This window comes from Achromobacter mucicolens, assembly GCF_902859725.1.
Classification (GTDB): domain Bacteria; phylum Pseudomonadota; class Gammaproteobacteria; order Burkholderiales; family Burkholderiaceae_B; genus Achromobacter; species Achromobacter mucicolens.
This window is the reverse complement of the sequence record NZ_CADIJP010000006.1, coordinates 211,011-225,953: the sequence shown is the minus strand read 5'-3', so window position 1 is coordinate 225,953 and position 14,943 is coordinate 211,011. Positions and strand designations below refer to the sequence as shown.

Here is a 14,943-nt window from a genome sequence, read left to right as displayed (position 1 = left end):
GGGGCGCATCTTCTTGCGCACCTTGTGCCCCAATCTTCATGACAGACCATCGCGGCCTTGCCGCTCAACCGTCCTGCCTGGACATCCTCGATGAGGCGCTTTCAGCTGCCCATGCGCCGCTCGATCCGGGGCGGTGGCTGCGGACCCTTGTCGAGCAGGGGGGCGACCGGCTGCCGCTGCCCGCTTCGGGCGGCACGCGCGAACGGTGGCAGGCGCTGGCCCGCGTGGCGGCAGCGGATCTCAGCCTCGCCAAGCTTTTCGAGGGCCACACCGATGCGCTCGCCATCCTGGCGGAGTTGCAGGCGTTGCCCGCGCCCACGATGGCGAATAGCCGCTGGGCCGTGTGGTGCGCCGAACCCCCGGATCACCGCGTCCAGATCACGCAGCGTGCCGATGGTTCGGCGCTGCTGCACGGCGTCAAGGCCTGGTGTTCCGGGGCGGCATCCGTGACGCACGCGCTCGTCAGCGGCTGGAATCCGGCCGGAGAACCCTGTCTGGTGTCGGTGGCAATGGATCAGGATGGCGTCAAGGTGACCGACGCCGGCTGGCACGCCGTGGGCATGCGCGCGGCGGCCAGCGTCGACGTGGTCTTCAGCCACGCGCCGTGCACGCTGGTGGGCAAACCCGGCGCCTACGTGAACCGCCCCGGTTTCCTGCACGGCGGCGCCGGTGTCGCGGCGTGCTGGTATGGCGGGCTGGTGCACATTGCGCAGTCGTTGCGCGCGGCGTTGCCCGTTACGTCAGCCGACCCGCATCGCCTCGCGCACCTGGGCGCCGTCGACGTCGCCCTGGCGCAGGCGCGGGCGGTGCTGCGCGAAACCGCCGCCGAGATCGATGCGCATCCGAGCCAGTCGTGCGCGATGGCTTGCGCGCGAGCCCGCTTGGCCGTGGAGGCAGCGGCGGCCGTGGTGGTGGAACGGGCGGCGCGCGCGCTGGGCGCGGGGCCGTTGTGCCGCGACGCCGGCTTTGCGCAGGTGATGGCCGATCTGCCCGTCTTCATCCGTCAGAGCCATGCCGAACGCGATCAGGCGGCGCACGGACAAGCGGTGCTCAACCACGAAAGCGCGCCATGGGCACTGTAGCCGCGGATCACTTCGAACGGCTGTACCGCGCCGACGCCGACCCGTGGCGCGTGGCAAGCGCTTGGTACGAACGCCGCAAGCGCGGCCTGCTGCTGGCGGCGCTCGGCCGCGAACACTATCGCCACGCCTTTGAGCCGGGCTGCGGCACCGGGGAGTTGACCCGATGCCTGGCGCTGCGGTGCGCGCAGGTCTGCGCCGTCGACGTCGCTCCCGCGGCGGCCGCGCGTTGCGGCGCTCGCATGGCGGGCGAGGGCATTGACCACGTCTCGGTGCTGGCGCTGGACCTGCCGCGGCAGTGGCCTGACGTGCCGCCGGGCGGCTTTGACCTCATTGTGCTGTCGGAAGTGGCGTATTACCTGGACGACGCCGCGCTTCGCGCTTTTCTGCGTGGCGTGGACGCGTCGCTGGGCGCCGGCGGCGAACTCGTCGCCTGCCACTGGCGCCCGGATTTCGATGACCGTCTCCAGCCCACGGATGCGCTGCATGCCGCGTTCGGCGCGCTGGCCGGCCTGGTGTGCACGGCGCGGCATGAAGAGCCCGAGTTCCGCCTGGATGTGTGGCGCAGACAACCCCAAGGAAGCGATTCATGATCGGCGTGTGTATTCCGGCGCACAACGAAGAGCGCCATATCGAGGCCTGTCTGCGCACCGTCCTGCGCGCCTCGCGCCATGCGCGGCTTGGCGGCGAAGCGGTGCGGATCGCGGTGGTGCTGGATCACTGCGTGGATCGGACCGCGGGCATCGTCGCCGGATGGCCGGTGGATCTGCTGACGGTCCACGCGCGCAACGTGGGCGTCGCGCGCGCCGCGGGCGCGCATCATCTGCTGGACGCCGGCGCGCGTTGGCTGGCCTTCACCGATGCCGACACGAACGTGTCGCCCGATTGGCTGGCCGACCAGCTTTCCCTGAACGCGGAAGTGGTGTGCGGCACGATATCGGTCGCGGGATGGGAGGCGCATGGCGCGTTTGCGCAGCAGGCGCGCGGCGCGTTTGCCGCGCATTACCAGGACCGCGATGGCCACCGGCACGTGCACGGGGCGAACCTTGGCGTCGCGGCGCAGGTATATCGGCGCATCGGCGGTTTTGCGGCGTTGACCTGCAGCGAGGACCAGGCCCTGGTCGACAAGCTGGAAGCCGGCGGCGCGCACATTGCATGGTCCTGCCTGCCGCGCGTGACCACCAGCGCCCGGCCGTTTTCGCGCGTCGAAGGCGGATTTGCGACCGCGCTGCGCAGAGGGTGGGACGCGGCGGCGGGCGGCGATGGCGCTCAGCCGGACTCGGAGCCGGACGTCGAGGGCGGGACGCCGTTCTGCCACTGCTCGTGATAGGCCATCATCCGGGCCAGCGCGTGCTGCGCGCCGCCCGCGTGCCAACCGCCTGCCCCGTCACCTGTCAGGCGGTTTGTGCGCCACTGCCACCCCCACCGACCCGCACGGCAGCCGGTATTTGCCTCCCCCCAGCCACGTGACGGGTTCGCCGGTCGGAAGGGTGCAGACGTAGATGGGGACACCGGATGCTTCTTGCGTTCTCCTTGCGATCAAACGCCGTTCTACGCGGCAGGTGGAGCGATCGGGGAGTTTTACGATTACATCGGACAGCCTGGATCCTGAAGCCATATTTCATCTCCTGAATGTCGTGTGTCGTGTTGCCGGATGCGGTTGTTGGCCTTGCCGCGGCGTTCTGACCGCATGACCCATTCTTAGCACCGCAACCGCCTTTGGCCTATCGGCCATACAGCGTGGACCTTGTGCGGTCCGGCCGGCCGCATCCGTCCGGCACAGCACTTGCTGCCCTGACCAGGCGGGCAGGCGAGGGCGCGCAGTTGCCCCCGAACCCGGCCCGTTTGATGTGCAACTTGCAACGGGAGAGACGATATGAGCAGAGACCCGAGAAACACGCCGGCATTTCGCGGCGAGCGGGAACCGTGGCAGGACCCAGCGCCTTCGTTCGGATACCAGAGCGAAGGCACCCGCCAGGCAGGAGGCGCGCGCCAGACGCGAGAGCCTGTGCGCAGCCGCAGCGCGGATCCTGGCCAGAGCAGCTATGGCGGATTTTCGAACGAAGATCCCTCTTTCCAGCGTCAACAGGTGGTTGAGGGGCAGGATCGCGGGCGTGGCGGCGATAACCGCCACCATGACGCGGGCGGCCGATATGGCGATCAGGGCCGCGGCATGGGCGGCCAGGGCCGATATCAGGGCGGGCGCGAACGCGCCTACGGGCGCGATCAATCCTACGACGGCCCCACATCCTTCGGTGACGACGAAGGCGGCTACTACGGCGACCGTCCAGCTTGGCGCGAGGAATCCATGTCCTTCGAAACCGCCGAGCGCGGCGGCTACAACCGTGGCCCGACGGCGTGGCGCGACCGCGCATCGCGCAGGACCGATCCCAAGGGCTACATCCGTTCGGACGACCGGATTCGCGAGAACGTCTGCGAGGCGCTCGCCCATAGCGGCCTGGACGTGAGCGACGTGTCCGTCTCGGTCACCGATGGCCGGGTCGCGCTGGAGGGCACTGTCCCCAATCGCCGCATCAAGCATCACGTCGAGGATTGCACCGTGGAGTGCGCCGGCGTCAACGACGTCGACAACCGGATCCGCGTCAATGAAAGGAGCAAATCATGACCAAGCATAAGGACGACAAGCACAACGAGACCGGCGCGGACCGCACACAGGACGATACGCCGCGGCAATCGCAGGCGAGCCACGGCGACACGCAGAACCGGACCAAGAAGGAGGGCCATACCACGCAGATCGGGACTGGCCAGGACCAGCAGAGCCAGCGCAACCGCGGGCAGGGCGCCCGGTCCAAGCCTTGAACCTGTCCTGTGCATTGAGCAGGAACCGTAGCCGATGACGCTGGACGCGTTGTGGGACTTCCTGCAGTGGCCGGCCATGGTGGCGTCGCTTGCCGCCGCCTGGCTGGTCGCCTCGCGCAGCGCCGGCCGGCGCATGGCCGGATTCTGGGTATTTCTTGCCAGCAACGTGTTGTGGGTGGCCTGGGGGCTACACGACGACGCCTGGGCGCTTATTGCGCTGCAACTAGGATTGGCCGTGCTCAACGTGCGCGGCGTCCTGAAAAACGATTCATAGGGCGCCTGCCGCCCGGGCCAAAGGCCTATACTTTTTTCATCACGCACGCTCCGGCGCACGACACAGGGCGTCTGCCGCCTTCCCCCCGCGCGGCGTTCGCCGGGCATTCATGTGCACAGGGTCATGGCCCCTTTTCCAAGGAGGCAATTCCCATGTCGCGCCCCAGCAGATAGACGGCTTTACACGCTGTTTGTAAAGACATCGCCATCAAGGAGATGTGTGATGAACAACCTGTCCAGCAGTAGTTTGGACGATCTGCGGGCGGCGGCCCGGGGTCAGATCCTGTCGGCCGGCGATGCCGGTTACGACGAGGCCCGAAAAATCTGGAACGCCACGGTGGACCGGCGGCCTGCCGTCATCGCGCGATGCGCCGGGCCGGCCGACGTGCGCCGTGCCGTGGACTACGCGCGCGAACACGGCCTGATCATTTCCGTGCGGGGCGGCGGCCACAATATCGCGGGCACTGCCGTCTGCGACGGCGGCATGATGATCGACCTGTCGCCCATGAAATCGGTGCGCATCGATCCGGCGCGCGCCAGGGCCTACGTGGAACCGGGCGCCACCTTGTCCGACCTCGATCACGAAGCGCAGGCGTTCGGCCTGGCAGTGCCCTTGGGCATCAATTCCACCACCGGCGTGGCCGGCCTGACATTGGGAGGCGGTTTTGGCTGGCTGACGCGCAGGTTCGGCATGACCATCGACAATCTGGTGTCCGCCGATGTCGTCACCGCCGATGGCCAGACGCTGCGCGCCAGCGAAACGGAGAATCCGGATCTGTTCTGGGCGCTTCGCGGCGGCGGCGGCAATTTCGGCGTGGTTACGATGTTCGAGTTCCAGCTTCATCCGGTGGGCCCCGAGGTGTACGGCGGTCTGGTGGTGTTGCCGCTCGAACAGGGCCGCGAGGCGCTGGCGCGCTACCGCGACGCATTGCCATCGATGCCGCCGGAGCTGACCGTATGGGCCGTGCTGCGCCAGGCGCCGCCGCTGCCGTTCTTGCCGGCGTCCGTGCACGGAAAGCCCATCGTCGCCTTCGCCGCGTGCTACACGGGCGGGGTGGACAAGGGGCCGCAGGCCCTGGAGGCGGTGCGCGCCTTGGGCGAACCCTATGGCGAGCACCTCGGGCCGATGCCTTATGCGGCCTGGCAGAAGGCGTTCGATCCCTTGCTGACGCCCGGCGCGCGCAACTACTGGAAGTCTCACAACATCGGTGAGCTGCAGGATGGGCTGATCGACGCCGTCGTGTCGGCGGTCCAGAACGTGCCGTCACCGCAATGCGAGATTTTCTTCGGCCACATTGCCGGCGCGGCGATGCGAGTGCCCGTTTCCGCCACGGCCTATCCGCACCGGTCCGCGCAGTTCGCCATGAATGTGCACGGACGCTGGGACGATCCTGGGGACGATGCGCGGTGCATCGCCTGGACGCGCGACATTTTCAAGGCGACCGAGCCCTGGTCGCAGGGCGGTGTGTACGTCAACTTCCTGACGCAGGACGAGACGGCAAGGGTGGGCGCGGCCTATGGTGAAAACTTCGACCGGCTGGTGCAGGTAAAGACTCGCTACGATCCGCACAACCTCTTCCGGCACAACCAGAACATCAGGCCGTCCGCGCCTTGAGGCATGTGGGGCGGCGTGTCAGCCGGGCCGGCGCAATGCGGCATGCGACCGGCCCCGCTGCTTGCGCCGCCAGATCAGCACGCCGGTCACGGACAGCATGACGACGATCAGCCCGAGCAGGCAGGCAAAGATCCGGTAGGGCAGGCCGAAGACGTGCGCCATGTGCAGCGCACCCAGCCAGTTGCTGAACGTGTCGCCCCATGCGCCGCGCGTGGGCAGGTACATGCCGCGCCGCTCGCCCGTGTTGGCGTCGATCAGGATGGTGGTGTTGCCCACGTGGCGGCGCAGGTCGGCGTCGCTGTGCGCCAGGTACGCGTACACGCCGCGCCGCCGGTCCAGCATCAGCGACTCCTCGCCATCCACGGTAAAGCCGCGCTCTTTTGCCAGTTCGCCCATCGCGCGGCGCGCGGCCTCAAGGGCGGCCGGGCCTTCCAGCGCGGGCGTGGCCAGCGGCTGCGGCAGGACGGGGGCGCCGCGCCACGATGTGTCGAACGGCATGATGACCGACATCACCGGCTGGTACACCTGGGCCCGCAGGTTGAACATGACGCTGGACCACGCATACACCAGCAGCAGGGCCCACAGCCAGAGGCCGAAGGCGCGGTGCAGATCCAGTGTGACGCGTGCCGCCGACGCGCCGCGCTTGATCGACCAGGCCGGCCGCCACGCGCGCCAGAATCCAGTGCGTTTCGCACCCTTGGACGGCAGGGTCAGGTAAAAGCCGACAAAACAGTCCAGCGTCCAGATGAGCGCGATCACGCCATACAGCAAGCGGCCCCAGACACCGGGCAGCGTCAGATCCAGATGCAGCCGGTAGATGAAGGGCAGCAGGTTCTCGCGCGCGAGCGACACCGCACCCTCGTTGCGCCAGCCCAGCACCTTGCCGCTGTAGGGATCCGCGAAGGCATGCGTGGCGGGCAACGGCAGCATGCGCCCGGTGGCGGTATCCTGCCGCGGCGTCAGCCGAAAGACCACGGCCCGGCCGGCCTCGCGCCGCAACGGCACCTGTTCGACGCCGGCCCATGGCAACTGCGCGCGAACCGTGTCGCGCAGGACGAAGGGATCCAGCAGCGCGCGTCCCTCGGCGGGCGCCAGGAACAGCTGCGGATTCAACCAGGCGTCCAGGTCTTCCTTGAACGCCAGGATGCTGCCCGTCAGCCCGGCCACGCACAGGAACAGGGCGGTGGCCAGCCCCGCCCATCGGTGCACGCGGACCCAGAACGGGCGCGCTGCGATCGCCATGCCGCGCTCAGTACTTGGCGCGCAGCGTCAGCAGGAAGGCCTGCGGCTCGCCAAAGATGTTCTGCGAGCGCGGCGAGCTGATGGTCGCGTAGTACTTGCGGTCAAACAGGTTGGTGACGTTGAGCGCCACATCCAGGTTGCGGTTGATCTCGTAGCCGATCTTCATGTCGACCGTGGCATAGCCACCTTGCTCCAGTCGCGCGCCGTTGTACTGCGGCAGGGCAACGTAGGTGCCGCTTTGCACGTTGACGCCGCCGCCGATGGTCCACCGGTTTGCCACGCCCGGCAGCCGGTAATCCGTCCACAGCCGCAGCAGATGGCGCGGCGCGACGGCGGTCACGTTCGAGTCATACGAGGCGCTTTGGTCCACGCGCGTCTGCAGCCACGTGTAGCCGGCGTAGATGTTCCAGCCCGGCTGGATCTCGCCGTTGACCTGCAGCTCGAAGCCGCGGTTGCGCGTCTTGCCGTTGGCCGTGTAGACCGTGGTGGAATCCGGCGAGAGCGTGGCGCGGTTCTCGTCGCGGATCTCGAACACCGCAAACGAGGCATTGAGCGCGCCGTCCAGGTATTCGCCCTTGATGCCGGCCTCGATCTGCTTGCCTTCCAACGGCTTGAGCATGCTGCCGTCCGCCGTGGTGTATCCGTTCTGCGGCAGGAAGATCTCGGAGTAGCTGGTATAGACCGAATAGGTGTCGTTCAGGTCATAGATCAGGCCCAGGTTGGGCGTGAACTTGCCGTCGTAATTGGCCTGCTGCGCCTTTTCCGCGGTGAGCGTGCGCTGGTTGGAAGTCAGGTCCCACCAGCTGAAGCGCCCGCCCGCCACAAGCGTCAGCGGCTCGGCCAGACGCAGGCGCAGGTTGCTGTAGAGGCCCCATTGCTTGGTGCGCGCGTGGTTGCTGTTGTTGAAGGCATAGTCCAGGCGGTCGAAGTCCGAGCGCGGGTTCGTGATGTCGATGCGCGGCGCCCAGTTCGGTGTCGGGTAGTTCCACGCATTGTCAAAGCGCGAGTCGGTGTAGTTGGCGCCCAGCGTCAGATTGTGCTGGCGGCCGAACAGCTGGAAGGGGCCGTCGGCGTAGGCGTCGTAGGATGTCTGCGCCTGCCGCGTCGGGCCCTTGGCCGACAACAGCTGGATCAGGTTGTTCGAGGTGTTGGCCGGCCCCCAACCGTACGCCTGTTCGCGGTCCAGCTTGTTTTCGGCGTAGCGGCCGGACAGCTTGGCGGTCCAGCCATTGTCCAGGCGGTGCTCCACGTCGGCGAAGGCTTCGGTGGACGTGAACTGGTCACGGTTCCAATCGGCGCCGATGAAGGTGGAGCGCTTGATGTCGGCCAGCGAAAAACTGGGCTGGCCGCCGGGGCCCACGGTCATGAGCGCCGGGATCGACCACATCGACGCGTGGATGTCGCGTTCCTGGCGGCCGCCGCCCACCGTCAGCGTGGTGCGCGGCGTGAAGTCATACGCCAGGGCGCCGTACAGCACGGAATGCTGCTCGCGGGTCTTGTCGTAGAAGAAGCGGCGGTCCTGGTAGACGCCAACCAGCCGTCCGCGCAGCGAGCCGTCCTCGTTCAGGCCGCCGGTCAGGTCGACCTCGGAGCGGTAGTTGTCCCACGAGCCGGCCGAGACGCTGCCTTCGAAGCCGAATTCCTTTTGCGGGCGCTTGTGGACCAGATTGATCGCGCCGCCCAGCCCGCCCGCGCCGTTGTACAGGCCCGCGGGGCCTTTCAGGACCTCGACGCGGTCGTAGATGGCAAGGTCCGTCGAGGACAGCATGCGCCAGTCGTATTGCGTGGGAATGCCGTCGATCTGATACGACGTCATGTCAAAGCCGCGCGAATGGAAGATCGAGCGGCTGTTGTCGCGGCGTTCGACGGTGACGCCCGCCGTGTTGCGCATCGCATCGTCCAGCGTCTGCATCGCTTGCTGGCGCATGCGTTCCTGCGTGACCACACTGATCGACTGGGGAATCTGGCGCTGCGTGAGGGGCGTCTTGGAGCCTACCGTGGTCGGCGGGTTGTAGCGTTCGGCGGCCGAGTCGCCCGTCACCGTGACGGGGGCCAGCGTGCTGACCGACGGTGTAGCGGGCCGGATGACGAAGTGGCGTTCGCCCGTCTGTTCGGCGACCAGGCCGCTGCCCGCCAGCAGCGCCGCAAAGCCCTCGGCGATGGCGTAGGGCCCGCGCAGCGCCGGCGCCTGCCGGCCCGTGGTGAGCGACGGATCGAACGACAGCGTCACCCGCGCCGACGCGGCGTACTGGTTCAAGGCGGTCTCAAGCGGCGCGGCGGCCTGTTCTACCGTCACGCGCGCGGACTGGGCTTGAACGGCGGGGGCAAGCGCCAGCGCGGCGCATAGCGGAAGCAGGCGCAGAAGGCGCGTCGGGGTGGGGCGGGCAGAGCGGGACATGACGTAGGCGATCCTGGTTCAAACGGGGGTTGTCATTCCCTATGTCGAACGAGGACGCCAAAACCCGTAAACGGAATCGCCAAAAAGTTGTAACGGCATTCAGGCGGGCAGCACGCGGGTCCACAGGCCCGCGTAGCGCTCGATCCGCGTGGGCAGCGCGCGGGACAGCGTATTGAGCGCGCCCGGCAGGTCGTCCAGCAGGAAGACGCCCGACACCCGCAGATCGGCCACGGCGGGATCGCAGCTGATCCAGCCGCGCTGATAACGCGACAGTTCCTGCAGGAAGTCCGCGAGCTGCATGCCGCGCACGGTCAGCACGCCGTCGGCCCAGCTATCGGCGTCAAACGGCGCAGCGGGTTCGCGCCGTGCATCGCGGTCCGTCACGCGGTAGCGCCCGCCGGGTTCGGCGCGCGATTCGGCGCCGTGCAAGGGGGCAATGCGCAAGTCGCCGCGCTGCATGTCCAGCAGCGTGGCGTCTTCGATCGTGCGCAGCAGAAAGCGCGCCTGCGTGGCGGTGAAACGCGCCTGGCGCGTGCGCACTTCCCACGGGGCGGGCGCCGCGCCCGTGTCCATGCGCAGCTCGCCGGCAAGCAGGGTCAGGCGCCGGCCGCCCGGGTCGGTCCGCACGGCGCTGCCCGTGTTCAGCCACAGTTCGGCCCCGCCCTCCAGCGCGAACCGCCGGCGCTCGCCCACGCCGCTGCGGTAGTCGGCGGTCATGCGATCCCAGGCGCCGTCGCGCCACGCCAGCGTCGCGCCAGCGCCCACCGTTCCCAACGCCAGCATGGCAAGGACGCGGCGGCGGCCGCGGGCGGGGGCGGCGCGCAGCGCGGACGCCGCCGCAGAGCCGGACACCGCGCGCAGATCCGTCTCGATCGCCTGCAACTGGCGCCAGACCCGTTCGTGCTCGGCGTCGGCCTCGCGCCAGCGGCGGCAGGCCTCGTGCTCGGCGGCGTCGGCGTGGCCCGAGTTCAGGCGCACCGCAAAGGAAATGGCGCGATCCAGCACCACGGCGCGATCAGCCATAGCGCAGTTCGTAGCAATGACGGATGGCGGCGGCCATGTATTTTTCGACGGAGCTCACCGACACGCGCAAGGTTGCCGCGATGTCGGGATAGGTCATGCCGTCCAGCCGGGACATCAGGAACGCCGCCTTCGCCTTGGCGTTCAGGCCGTCCAGCATGCGGTCGATGCGCACCAGGGTTTCGAGCAGCAGGGCGCGGGTTTCGGGAGAAGGGGCCTGGGCTTCTGGCAGCAGGGCCAGCTCGTCGAGATAGGCCCGCTCCAGCTTGCGCCGGCGGATGTGGTCCACGGCCAGGCCGTGCGCCAGCGTCGTCAGATAGGCGCGCGGCTCTTGCAGGCCGCGGGCGCGCTCGGGCGCGGCCAACAGCCGATGAAAGGTGTCTTGCGCGATATCGGCGGCGTCAAAGCCGCACCCCAGCTTTCTGCGCAGCCAGTTCACCAGCCAGCGGTGATGGTCCACATAGAGTGCGCCCACATGATGGTGATCCGGCGCCAGGCTGCGAGTCATGGAAGTGCGGCGAAAGGGGAGACGTTGGCAATCCCGGACGGAGAGTGTCGAGATTGAGAATGGTTCTTATTGTATCAGCGGTTTGCGGGGGCGGCATCAGGGAATCCGAGGGGGGCAGGTGTCAGGCGGGATGCTGGCTTTCCAGTTCGTGCTCGATGCCGGCTTTGAGCGCAAGCAGATGCGGGGAATGCCGCTGCGCCACCGCGGACGGCGCGTCGTCGGTGGTGAGGCTGATGTTCAGCGCCATTGCCGGGCCGCCCAGCGGGCGTAGCGGCGTGGACAGCGCCACCACGCCCGGCTGCCACGACGCCACGCAATATCCGCGCGCCGTCACCTTGGCGATGGCGCTGTCGATGTCCGCGCGGATCGGCTTCCAGGTGGCGCTGCGATAGCCCTGCCGGATCTGGTCCAGCAGGGCGTCGCGCGTGTCGGCGTCCAGCGTCGCCAGGTAGGCGCGGCCCAGCGAAGTCAGCTCGATCGGAACCCGCTGGCCCGCAACGATGGTGCGCAGGGACGCCTTGCGGTTGTAGCGGATGGATTCCAGGTAGACCATGTCGGCCCGGTCGGCGCTGGCCAGGCCCACGTTCAGGCGCTGCTTGACGGACACCTCGCGCATCAGCGGCGTGGCCGCGCGCAGCACCGGCGACGAGGCGTGCATGGCGTGTCCCAGGCTGAGCACCGGCGCGGCCAGGCGGTAGGCGCGCGCGCGCCGGTCGTGTTCCAGAAAGCCGCTGGTCACGAGGGTCTGCGTCAGCCTGCTGACCGTCGCCGCCGACAGGCCCGTGCGTTCGGCCAGATCGCCATTGCCCAGCAGGTCCGTGCCCGGCTTGAACGCGCGAAGGATCTCCAGGCCGCGTTCCAGCGAGCGGTTCTGGCTCACGCCGGTGAAGCGGCGGCTGGCGGCGGTAGCGGATTCGGAGGCGGCGCGCATGGTTGTGCAATTCCACTAGATGGAAATGGGGCGGTGCATTTGCACACTGTAGCGCCTACCTTGTCGGTGTTGCCAGCCCGGCAGCCGTTGTGGATTCCGGGGCTGGCCCCGGAAACGACGGAGCACGGAAATGGCTGACTACGAATTCATCAGACTGCAGACGCGGGACGGCGTGGCGACGCTGACACTGAACCGCCCCGACAAGCGCAACGCGATCAGCGACGCAATGCGCAGCGAATTGATCCAGGCGCTGGAGCACGTCGCACAGCACCGCGCGATCCGCGCGTTGGTGCTGACGGGCGAAGGCAAGGGATTCTGCGCGGGCGGCGACATCGCCGGCATGCAGCGCAGGATGGACGCGCCGGCGGGCGAGGTCGGATTCAACGGATGGTCGCGCCAGCAGCGCGTGCACCACGCGCAAGGGTTGCTGTTCAACATGCCCAAGCCGACGATCGCGGCCGTGAACGGCGCGGCGGCGGGGCTGGGGGCGGACACGGCGCTCAGCTGCGATTTCATCGTGGCGTCCGAAAGCGCCTCGTTCACGTGGAGCTACATTGCGCGCGGCCTGATCCCCGACGGTGGCGGCATGTATTTCCTGCCGCGCCGCGTCGGCCTGGCGCGCGCGAAGGAATTGATCTATTCCGGGCGCAAGGTGGCGGCGCAGGAGGCCCTGCAGCTGGGTATCGCCGACCGGCTCGTGCCGGCCGGTACCGAGGTGGAGGCGGCCCAGGCGTGGGCGGCGGAATTGAGCCAGGGCTCGGCCACGGCGTTGGCGCTGGGCAAGTCGATCCTGGACCAGACGTTCGAACTGACGGCCGATCAGGTGTTCGCCATGGGCAGTCAGGCGCAAGGCATCTGCTACACCAGCGCCGAGCACCGCGCCGCCGTGGCCGCGTTTCTGGAAAAGATGGCGCAGGCGCAGGCGGCCCGCGCCCAGGGAGAGAAGTCGTGAGCGCCCTGGACAAGCTGCTGCGGCCCCGCAGCGTGGCAGTGGTCGGGGCGTCGGTCGACCCCGCCAAGACCTCGGGCCGGCCCGTGGCTTACCTGCGCAAGCACGGGTTTCAGGGCAGCATCTACCCCGTCAACCCGAAGGCGTCCGAGATCGACGGCTTGCGTTGCTATCCCGACATCCGCTCGCTGCCGCAGGCGCCCGACGTCGCCATCGTGGTGCTGGGCGCCGAGCGCACGCAGCAGGCCGTTCGCGAGCTGTCCGCCATCGGCACGGGCGCGGCCATCGTGCTGGCAAGCGGCTATTCGGAAAGCGGCGAGGAGGGCGCGCGCCGCCAGCAGGCGCTGCGCGAGGCCGCTGGCGCCATGCGCATTCTGGGGCCGAACACCATCGGCCTGGTCAACCTGACCGACCGGGTCACGCTGTCGGCCAGCGGCGCCCTGGAAATCGACGACCTGCAGCCCGGCGCGGTAGGGCTCGTCTCGCAAAGCGGCGGCATCCTGGGCGCGCTGCTGTCGCGCGCCGCCGCCCGGGGCGTGGGCCTGTCCAAGCTGATTTCGACCAGCAACGAGGCTGACCTGGAACTGGCCGACTTCGTGGACGCGCTGGCCGACGACCCCGCCACGCGGGTCATCGCGCTGTACGTCGAGAGCATTCGCCATCCCGCCAAATTCCGCGCCGCCGCGCGCAAGGCACGGGCCGCCGGTAAACCGGTCGTGGCGTTCAAGATCGGGCGTTCGGAATCGGGCGCGCGGGCGGCAGCGTCGCACACCGGGGCGCTGGCTGGCGCCGACGCCATGTACGACGCGCTCTTCGAGGATGCGGGCGTCATCCGCGCGCAGACCTTCTCGGACCTGCTGGATATTCCGGCTGCGCTGGCGCACGCACGCAAGCTGCCCGGACGCCGCGTCGCGATCCTGACATCGACGGGCGGCGCCGGCACGCTGGTGGCGGACTGCCTGGGCCTCGCGGGGTTCGAGCTGCCGGCGCCTGACGACGCCACCGGCGCGGCGCTGCGCGCCCTGCAACCCGGCACGCCCGCCGCGCTGGACCGCAATCCCATCGACGTCACGCTCGCGGGCCTGCAGCCCGAACTGCTGCGCGGCGCCATCCGCATCCTGCTCGATAGCGGCAGCTACGACGCGCTGGTGGTGATCGTCGGTTCGTCCGGCGTGGCGCAGCCCGAACTGATGGCAGGCGCATTGAAGGACACGTTGGCTGGCGCCAACAAGCCTGTGATGGCCTACATCAGCCCGCACGCGCCCCGCGCCGCGGAGGTGCTTGGCCGCTACGGCATACCGGCGTTTCACACGCCCGAAGGCGTCAGCGCGGCCATGGCGGCGATGTGGCAGGCACAGGCGCGCGTCGAGGCGGACAACGCGTTGCCGCCGAACGCCGGGTTGCCGGACGGCCTGGAACTTGTAGAAGGCGGATTGCTGGACGAGGCGCAGGCCAAGGCGCTCTTTGCCCGCTTCGGGGTGCCTAGCGTCAAGGAAATCGTCGTGCAGGACGAGGCACAGGCCTCGCAGGCCGCGGCCGCGCTGGGCCCGCGGGTCGTGCTCAAGCTGCTGTCGCGCGACATCACGCACAAGAGCGACGTGGGCGGCGTGGCCGTGAACGTGGCGCAGGAGGACGTGCCCGCACGGCTGAGGCAGATGCGCGAGGACGTCCTGCGTCATACCGGCGACACGCCTCGCGCCTTCCTGGTCCAGGAGATGGTGACTGGCGCGGCGGAAGTGATCGTGGGCCTGCACCGGGATCCGCTGGGGTCGGCCATTCTGCTTGGCATGGGGGGCGTGGTCGCCGAGCTGGTGCGGGATACGACGCTCTTGATGCTGCCCGAAGACGGGACCGGCCTGTCGCCGACGCAGGTGATGGCCGGGCTGCGGCGGCTCAAGACCTGGCCCCTGCTGGACGGCTACCGCGGGCGCGAGCGCGCCGACGTCCCGGCGTTGGTCGCCGCCGTCGTCGCGTTCTCACGCATGGCGGGCGCGTTGGGAGACGTCCTCGTCGAAGCCGAAATCAATCCGCTCTTCGTTCGGCCTGCGGGCCAGGGCGTTTGCGCGGCGGACGGCGTGGCCGTCCTGCAAAACCGCCTGAACTAGTTC

14 protein-coding genes are annotated in these 14,943 nt (G+C 68.8%); 9 read left to right on the top strand and 5 right to left on the bottom strand.

Annotated elements, in window-relative coordinates; translation table 11 throughout:
• Positions 1–38: 38 nt before the first annotated feature.
• From HV786_RS09755 to HV786_RS09725, 7 genes are all read left to right on the top strand, one after another.
• On the top strand, positions 39–1,082 hold the full coding sequence (locus tag HV786_RS09755) for an acyl-CoA dehydrogenase family protein (RefSeq protein WP_175210650.1): 1,044 nt from the start codon (positions 39–41) through the stop codon (positions 1,080–1,082).
• Positions 1,070–1,672 (top strand): SAM-dependent methyltransferase, encoded by a 603-nt coding sequence (locus HV786_RS09750; protein ID WP_175210648.1) that lies wholly within the window; start codon positions 1,070–1,072, stop codon positions 1,670–1,672. Before HV786_RS09755 ends, HV786_RS09750 begins: the two co-directional genes overlap by 13 nt.
• Positions 1,669–2,406 carry a glycosyltransferase family 2 protein gene (locus tag HV786_RS09745; protein WP_175210646.1) on the top strand — a complete coding sequence of 246 codons (738 nt, stop codon included), beginning with the start codon at positions 1,669–1,671 and terminating at the stop codon, positions 2,404–2,406. Before HV786_RS09750 ends, HV786_RS09745 begins: the two co-directional genes overlap by 4 nt.
• 549 nt (positions 2,407–2,955) lie before the next feature.
• Complete coding sequence (locus tag HV786_RS09740) at positions 2,956–3,705, top strand: BON domain-containing protein (RefSeq protein ID WP_128830230.1); 750 nt, start codon at positions 2,956–2,958, stop codon at positions 3,703–3,705.
• A complete protein-coding gene (locus HV786_RS09735) occupies positions 3,702–3,899 on the top strand; it encodes a hypothetical protein (RefSeq protein ID WP_128830231.1) in 198 nt (65 codons plus the stop codon). The genes HV786_RS09740 and HV786_RS09735 overlap by 4 nt, the downstream gene beginning before the upstream one ends.
• A gap of 34 nt (positions 3,900–3,933) precedes the next feature.
• Positions 3,934–4,173 carry a hypothetical protein gene (locus HV786_RS09730; RefSeq protein ID WP_420809633.1) on the top strand — a complete coding sequence of 80 codons (240 nt, stop codon included), beginning with the start codon at positions 3,934–3,936 and terminating at the stop codon, positions 4,171–4,173.
• 222 nt (positions 4,174–4,395) lie between these two features.
• Positions 4,396–5,787, top strand: coding sequence for an FAD-binding oxidoreductase (locus HV786_RS09725; protein WP_128830232.1), 1,392 nt, complete (start codon positions 4,396–4,398; stop codon positions 5,785–5,787).
• Between the two features lie 18 nt (positions 5,788–5,805).
• Here the strand turns inward: HV786_RS09725 and HV786_RS09720 are convergent, their stop codons facing one another.
• The 5 genes from HV786_RS09720 to HV786_RS09700 all read right to left on the bottom strand — a co-directional run bounded on the left by HV786_RS09720 (position 5,806) and on the right by HV786_RS09700 (position 11,886).
• On the bottom strand, positions 5,806–7,029 hold the full coding sequence (locus HV786_RS09720) for a PepSY-associated TM helix domain-containing protein (protein ID WP_128830233.1): 1,224 nt from the start codon (positions 7,027–7,029) through the stop codon (positions 5,806–5,808).
• A 7-nt stretch (positions 7,030–7,036) separates the two neighbouring features.
• Positions 7,037–9,427 carry a TonB-dependent siderophore receptor gene (locus HV786_RS09715; protein WP_175210644.1) on the bottom strand — a complete coding sequence of 797 codons (2,391 nt, stop codon included), beginning with the start codon at positions 9,425–9,427 and terminating at the stop codon, positions 7,037–7,039.
• 99 nt (positions 9,428–9,526) lie between these two features.
• Positions 9,527–10,450 carry a DUF4880 domain-containing protein gene (locus HV786_RS09710; RefSeq protein ID WP_175210643.1) on the bottom strand — a complete coding sequence of 308 codons (924 nt, stop codon included), beginning with the start codon at positions 10,448–10,450 and terminating at the stop codon, positions 9,527–9,529.
• Complete coding sequence (locus HV786_RS09705) at positions 10,443–10,955, bottom strand: sigma-70 family RNA polymerase sigma factor (RefSeq protein ID WP_062842238.1); 513 nt, start codon at positions 10,953–10,955, stop codon at positions 10,443–10,445. Before HV786_RS09705 ends, HV786_RS09710 begins: the two co-directional genes overlap by 8 nt.
• Positions 10,956–11,076: 121 nt before the next feature.
• A complete protein-coding gene (locus HV786_RS09700) occupies positions 11,077–11,886 on the bottom strand; it encodes an IclR family transcriptional regulator (protein ID WP_128829158.1) in 810 nt (269 codons plus the stop codon).
• Between the two features lie 130 nt (positions 11,887–12,016).
• Here HV786_RS09700 and HV786_RS09695 point away from each other — a divergent pair, with 130 nt between their 5' ends.
• Positions 12,017–12,838 (top strand): enoyl-CoA hydratase/isomerase family protein, encoded by an 822-nt coding sequence (locus HV786_RS09695; RefSeq protein ID WP_128829159.1) that lies wholly within the window; start codon positions 12,017–12,019, stop codon positions 12,836–12,838.
• On the top strand, positions 12,835–14,940 hold the full coding sequence (locus HV786_RS09690; protein ID WP_175210641.1) for an acetate--CoA ligase family protein: 2,106 nt from the start codon (positions 12,835–12,837) through the stop codon (positions 14,938–14,940). The genes HV786_RS09695 and HV786_RS09690 overlap by 4 nt, the downstream gene beginning before the upstream one ends.
• Positions 14,941–14,943 lie beyond the last annotated feature (3 nt).